Below are 5,724 nucleotides of genomic sequence, written 5' to 3' on the forward strand. Positions count from 1 at the left end.
ACGCATCATTTCGCCGCCGGTTTAAATCAGCTAAACGACCACCGGCTGACGCTCGCCCGCGGTATCGTGGCGATCAACACGCCTTTCGGATCGAAAGCTTCACATGCCCCTTCGCGTTGCCGTTCAAATGGACCCGATCGACAGGATCGACATCGCCGGCGACTCGACGTTCGCGATTCTGCTTGAAGCGCAGAAGCGCGGGCACGAGATTTTCTACTACACGCCCCCCGATCTCTCACTGCATGGCGATAGGCTTCTGGCGCGCGGCCAAAGCCTTATGGTCGAGGACAAGCACGGCGCGCATTTCGCGGTTTCAAATCCCCGCATCGAAAATCTCGCCGAGTTCGACGTCGTTCTGCTGCGGCAAGACCCGCCATTCGACATGGCCTACATCACGACGACGCATCTGCTCGAGCGCATTCACCCAAAAACGCTTGTCGTCAACGACCCCGCGCACGTCCGCAACGCGCCCGAAAAATTGTTCGTCCTCGATTTTCTCGATCTGATGCCGCCGACGCTCGTCACGCGCAACCTCGCCGACGTGCAGGCGTTCCGCGCCGAATACAAAGACATCATCATCAAGCCACTCTACGGCAACGGCGGCGCGGCGGTTTTCCGTATCAAGCCCGGTGACGGAAATCTCAGCTCGCTGGTCGAACTGTTTCAAACCGTGTTCCGCGAACCGTTCATGGTCCAGGAATTCCGGCCTGAAGTGAAAGACGGCGACAAACGCATTATCCTGGTCGATGGCGAAATCGCGGGCGCACTCAATCGCGTACCGCAGGCCGGCGAAACGCGTTCAAACCTGCACGTTGGCGGCAGCGCTGTGCCGGTCGAACTCAACGAGCGCGATCGTGAAATCTGCGCGCGGCTGAAGCCGGAACTGAAGCGCCGCGGCTTGATCTTCACCGGCATCGACGTCATCGGTCCTTATCTCACCGAGATCAACGTCACGTCGCCGACCGGCATCCGGCAGGTGAAGGCGTTCGGCGGCAACGACATCGCCGCGATGATCTGGGACGTGATCGAAAAAAAGGTCCGCGTGGCTGCGTCAAAGAATTGAAATACGAATCCGAAAATCAAGTGAAGGGTACTGAGTTCATGTTCGACGGGTTTACGAGAGGTGTAATTGTTCGATCAATACGCGACCTTCTTCTTTCTCTCTGTTTTCTCTTTTTGATGATGCCGGCGCCGGCGTCGGCCGATCCCAATTCAGAGTTCGAGAAATTCGCTGGACGATGGACGGGCGAAGGCATGCTGGGATTCAAGGCGAGCGCTCCCGAGCGCGTCAAATGCCGCGCTACGTACTTCCTCAACGACGCAAAGGACGAACTGAAACAAACGATCCGCTGCGCAACGTCGGGCGGCAGTATCGAGGTACTGAGCAACATCAAAGATGCTGCGGGAAAGCTGACCGGCCACTGGAAGGAAACGACCCACAATTTTGAAGGTGACTTGTCGGGGGACGTCACGCCGAAGGGATTTCGCATCAAGGTCCAAGGCGCCGACCTCGCCGCCAACATGGATATCGTCGTGCGCGACAACAAACAGGTGGTCGAGATTCAGTTCATCAATACGTCGCTCATTGGTCTGACGCTGGTGATGACAAAGGGCTAAGCGGTTCTGTCGTTCCGCATTTGTTCTTGACAACTATCCGCCGTTCAATTTAGCGTTCCGATGTCAGGGGGCGCTATGTACGGCCAGATTTCCACGCTCGCGTTTATTGGTATCGAAGCGCGCCCCGTGGAGGTGCAGGTCCGCGTCACGCCTGGGGCTGCAGCGTTCGCCATCGTCGGCCTGCCAGACAAGGCCGTTGCTGAAAGCCGCGAGCGCGTCCGCAACGCACTGCACGCTGTCGGGCTTGGCCTGCCCTTCAAGCACATCACGGTCAATCTGGCGCCTGCCGATCTGCCGAAGGAAGGCAGCCATTTCGATCTTCCGATCGTGCTGGCGATGATGTCGGCGATGGAAGCCATCGCGCCGGACGCGATTGCGTCCTACGCAGCCATCGGAGAGCTGGCGCTCGACGGTTCCATTCGCGCCGTTCCCGGCACGCTGCCGGCCGCCATCGGGGCGAACACGATGGGCAAGGGCCTCATCTGCCCGCAGGCCTCCGGTCCCGAAGCGGCGTGGGCCAGTGAAGACATCGACATCCTGGCGGCGCCGCACCTGCTGTCGCTCGTCAATCACTTCAAGGGCATGCAGACGCTGTCGCGGCCGAAGCCGAACATTCTGCCGTCGCAAGCCTATCTTGCCGATCTTCGCGACATCAAGGGTCAGGAAACGGCCAAGCGGGCTCTCGAAATAGCCGCGGCAGGCAGCCACAATCTGCTGATGATCGGGCCGCCAGGGTCCGGCAAATCGATGCTCGCGGCGCGCTTGCCCTCGATCCTGCCGCCGCTTCTGCCGGAAGAAATTCTCGAAGTCTCGATGGTGCACTCATTGGCGGGCGAGCTGATGGGCGGCAAGCTCACCGTCGATCGCCCGTTTCGCGCGCCGCACCATTCGGCCAGCATGGCGGCGCTGGTCGGCGGCGGTTCGCGACCGCGTCCGGGAGAAGTCTCGCTGGCGCATCACGGTGTGCTATTTCTCGATGAGTTGCCGGAATTCCAGCCGAATGTGCTCGACGCACTTCGCCAGCCGTTGGAATCGGGAGAGACGGTCATTGCGCGCGCCAATCATCGCATTTCCTATCCATCCCGCATCCAACTCGTCGCGGCGATGAACCCGTGCAAATGCGGCGGCGGGTCGCCGGGGCTCGCGTGTCGCCGCGGTCCGCGCTGCGCCGCCGATTACCAAGCGCGCATTTCCGGCCCATTGCTTGATCGCATCGACCTGCAGATCGAAGTTCCGGCAATCTCAGCCGCCGACTTGGTCTTGCCACCGGCAGCCGAGGGGAGTGCCGAGGTCCGTGCGCGTGTGACGGCGGCGCGCGAGCGCCAACGGGCACGCTTTGCGGCGCTAGGCGTCAAGGGTGTTCGAACGAATGCCGAGTGTTCGGCAGCGCTGCTCGAGCAGACGTCGATGCCGGATGAGCACGGTACGGCGCTTCTGCGTCAGGCCGCCGAGACGCTCGGTCTCTCGGCGCGCGGCTTCCACCGAACGCTGAAAGTGGCGCGAACCATTGCCGACCTCGCGGGTTGTGAAACCGTGGCGCGTGCTCACATCGCCGAAGCGTTGAGCTATCGCGGGGAAACGCTGCGCCAGGCCCGGGCCGCCTAAGCGGAATATTTCGTGGCGAAAGAGACGCCCAATGGACTTTCCCAATTCGTCGGTTATGCGCGCCGCTGACTACGATCCAAATGCGCTAACACTCGATGTCACGTTTACGACAGGCCGTCGTTATACCTACTTCGGCGTGCCCGGCTGGGAATACGACGGGTTGATAACGGCGTCGTCGGCTGGCGAGTATTTCAACACGCACATTCGCGATCAGTATGCGTGCCGCGAGCGTAACTAATCTCGATTGTCATGCCAAAAAGAAAACGCCGGAGCGGTGCCCAGTGTTTTGAATTTGTGCCGATCCATTTTCGAAACGGATTGGATTACGCGAACGCCGACTTGATGCCCGCCTGCATCGCGGCGGCCTGGGCAGCGTTGCGCAACAGGCACGCGATCGTCATCGGCCCGACGCCACCCGGCACCGGCGTAATCGCGCCGGCAACCTTGGCGCACTCTTCATAGGCAACATCGCCGACAAGCTTTGTCTTGCCGTTCTCCGCCGGCACACGGTTGATGCCGACGTCGATCACCGTCGCGCCGGGCCGTATCCAGCTTCCCTTGACCATTTCCGGAATGCCGACGGCGGCGATCACGAGATCGGCGCATTTGACGATGTCTTCGATATTTTTGGTTCGCGAATGCGCCACAGTGACGGTGCAATTCTCGCGCAGCAGCAGTGCCGCGACCGGCTTGCCGACGATGTTCGACCTGCCGATGACGACGGCGTCAAGGCCGGACAAGCTCGGCCGCACGCTTTTGGCCAGGATCACCGATCCGGTCGGTGTGCAGGGCACGAGCGCTCGTTCGCCGACCCAAAGCCGGCCGACATTGACGGGATGAAATCCGTCGACGTCTTTGTCCGGGTTGAGTGAATTCAGAACCTTTTCCGAATTGATATGCTTCGGCAGCGGCAACTGCACGAGGATGCCGTGGCACGCCGGGTCGTTGTTCAGTTTCTCGACGAGAGCCAGAAGATCGGCCTCGCTCGTTTCGGCCGGAAGCCGGTGCTCCCAGGAATTCATGCCGACCTCGACGGTCTGCTTGGCTTTGTTCGCCACATAAACCTTGCTCGCCGGATCTTCACCGACAAGCACGACGGCGAGGCCCGGCTTTATGCTGTGGTCCTTCATCAGCCGCGCCACCTCCGCCGCCACCTCGGCGCGGACGTCGGCCGCTATCTTCTTTCCATCGATGATTTGCGCTCCGGACATCCCCGTCGTTCCTCTTTGCTTTGTGTCTCTATCGTGAAAAGTCGTCTGCTCGTTCCTGCAACATCCTGTCGAGCGCCGCCGGGTCGCCGTCAATCCGCAAGGACTTGAGCCGCGATTTGCCGCCGGTCGCTAGCGAAACCGAACGTTTCGGCACATCGAGCCAGCGGGCGACGAGGTCCTCAAGCGCCTTGTTAGCCGCTCCATCCTCCGGAAGGGCGCGCACCCGCGCCTGAAAGACCGGGCCATCGGTCGTGTCGATGAGCCCGTCTACGGCATCTTTGGAGGCTTTCGGAATAAGTCGAAAGTGCGCGATGACGCACGCGGCGCCGTGCCGCCAAGCTTTGGGGCTCGTCGCGACGCCGTCCTGGCTGCGTCTCAAATCACCGCCTTCGCGATGTTCGGAAGGACGACGCTCTGCACGAAGTAACACGCGAGCAGCAGGATGACCGGTGAAATATCGATGCCGCCCATGTTCGGCATCGCATTCCGAATTGGCGCCAGCAACGGCTCGGTGACGGCGTTCAGGCCTTGCCAGATCGAGCGCACCATCGGGTTGTAGGCATTGATAACGCCGAAGGCCATCAACCAGCTCACGATGACGACAGCAATGACGATGTACGTGTACAGTGTGATGAGATAGCTGATAAAACCGAGAAATTCGAGCATCGCTGATCCGAAGTTAAGTGGCGCCGCGTCATGTAGCCTCGACGCGCCCAGGCTCGCAAGTGTTTGATCGGGCTCAACCAGGCTTCCCGCGATAGGCTACCGCGGCGTTGGGCTGCGGCGCATGCGCAGGCCGGTGGAAAAGTTACCGCCGCCTCCCGGCGAAGTCATTGGGCAGGCACAACACGTCGCGCCGCGGCGGACGGCAACGCTTGGCTTGCCTCCGGGCGGCTTTCTTGACAAGGCTTCGCGGCAAATCCTAAATGCCGGCGCCTTTGGGGCCGTAGCTCAGTTGGGAGAGCGCTGCAATCGCACTGCAGAGGTCAGGGGTTCGATTCCCCTCGGCTCCACCAGTCAACAGCCGTCTTCGCTAACTTAGCAGCTGTATCAGGCACTTATGCCAAGTCAGCTGGCCTCACAACTGGTGTGCTCGGGCGTACTGAAACGCACCATCCAAAGAAGCGCGGCTGCGTCTGGAGATGCCATTAAATCAGCATTGATAAGACGGGGTGCCCGGCCTTGGCACCCCGATGCGGGGATCAATTCAGAATCGCTAACCTTTGATTTCCCATGTCGTATGATGAGGGATGTCGATCGCAAATGAGCCTTCCGGTTCGCCTGCCGGAGT

Annotated in this window: 7 protein-coding genes and 1 tRNA gene; 5 read left to right on the forward strand and 3 right to left on the reverse strand. The window is 60.7% G+C overall.

Annotated elements, in window-relative coordinates; genetic code table 11:
* Positions 1-103 precede the first annotated feature (103 nt).
* The 4 genes from gshB to VN623_RS04635 all read left to right on the forward strand — a co-directional run bounded on the left by gshB (position 104) and on the right by VN623_RS04635 (position 3,460).
* Positions 104-1,063 carry a glutathione synthase gene (gene gshB / locus VN623_RS04620; RefSeq protein WP_325568603.1) on the forward strand — a complete coding sequence of 320 codons (960 nt, stop codon included), beginning with the start codon at positions 104-106 and terminating at the stop codon, positions 1,061-1,063.
* A gap of 20 nt (positions 1,064-1,083) precedes the next feature.
* Positions 1,084-1,617, forward strand: coding sequence for a hypothetical protein (locus VN623_RS04625; RefSeq protein WP_325568605.1), 534 nt, complete (start codon positions 1,084-1,086; stop codon positions 1,615-1,617).
* A gap of 75 nt (positions 1,618-1,692) precedes the next feature.
* Entirely contained in the window at positions 1,693-3,222 is a 1,530-nt protein-coding gene (locus VN623_RS04630) for a YifB family Mg chelatase-like AAA ATPase (RefSeq protein ID WP_325568615.1), read from the forward strand.
* A gap of 31 nt (positions 3,223-3,253) precedes the next feature.
* On the forward strand, positions 3,254-3,460 hold the full coding sequence (locus VN623_RS04635) for a KTSC domain-containing protein (protein WP_325568607.1): 207 nt from the start codon (positions 3,254-3,256) through the stop codon (positions 3,458-3,460).
* 85 nt (positions 3,461-3,545) lie between these two features.
* Here the strand turns inward: VN623_RS04635 and folD are convergent, their stop codons facing one another.
* From folD to VN623_RS04650, 3 genes are read right to left on the reverse strand one after another with little or no spacing between them, the layout of a single operon-like run.
* Positions 3,546-4,433, reverse strand: coding sequence for a bifunctional methylenetetrahydrofolate dehydrogenase/methenyltetrahydrofolate cyclohydrolase FolD (gene folD / locus VN623_RS04640; RefSeq protein WP_325568609.1), 888 nt, complete (start codon positions 4,431-4,433; stop codon positions 3,546-3,548).
* Positions 4,434-4,461: 28 nt separating this feature from the next.
* On the reverse strand, positions 4,462-4,812 hold the full coding sequence (locus VN623_RS04645) for a DUF167 family protein (protein WP_325568611.1): 351 nt from the start codon (positions 4,810-4,812) through the stop codon (positions 4,462-4,464).
* Positions 4,809-5,099: a YggT family protein gene (locus tag VN623_RS04650; RefSeq protein ID WP_325568613.1), complete on the reverse strand. Its 291-nt coding sequence runs from the start codon at positions 5,097-5,099 to the stop codon at positions 4,809-4,811. Before VN623_RS04650 ends, VN623_RS04645 begins: the two co-directional genes overlap by 4 nt.
* Positions 5,100-5,373: 274 nt before the next feature.
* Here VN623_RS04650 and VN623_RS04655 point away from each other — a divergent pair.
* Positions 5,374-5,449 (forward strand) — tRNA-Ala (locus tag VN623_RS04655).
* The last annotated feature ends 275 nt before the right edge of the window (positions 5,450-5,724 follow it).

The sequence above is a fragment of the Hyphomicrobium sp. genome (assembly GCF_035572195.1).
Taxonomy (GTDB): Bacteria; Pseudomonadota; Alphaproteobacteria; order Rhizobiales; family Hyphomicrobiaceae; genus Hyphomicrobium_B.

Excerpts from the sequence above, each read along its gene's own strand:
- VN623_RS04650 (WP_325568613.1), bottom strand. The coding sequence starts at position 5,099 with ATGCTCGAATTTCTCGGTTTTATCAGCTATCTCATCACACTGTACACG.
- folD (WP_325568609.1), bottom strand. The coding sequence starts at position 4,433 with ATGTCCGGAGCGCAAATCATCGATGGAAAGAAGATAGCGGCCGACGTC.
- gshB (WP_325568603.1), top strand. The coding sequence starts at position 104 with ATGCCCCTTCGCGTTGCCGTTCAAATGGACCCGATCGACAGGATCGAC.
- VN623_RS04635 (WP_325568607.1), top strand. The coding sequence starts at position 3,254 with ATGGACTTTCCCAATTCGTCGGTTATGCGCGCCGCTGACTACGATCCA.
- VN623_RS04630 (WP_325568615.1), top strand. The coding sequence starts at position 1,693 with ATGTACGGCCAGATTTCCACGCTCGCGTTTATTGGTATCGAAGCGCGC.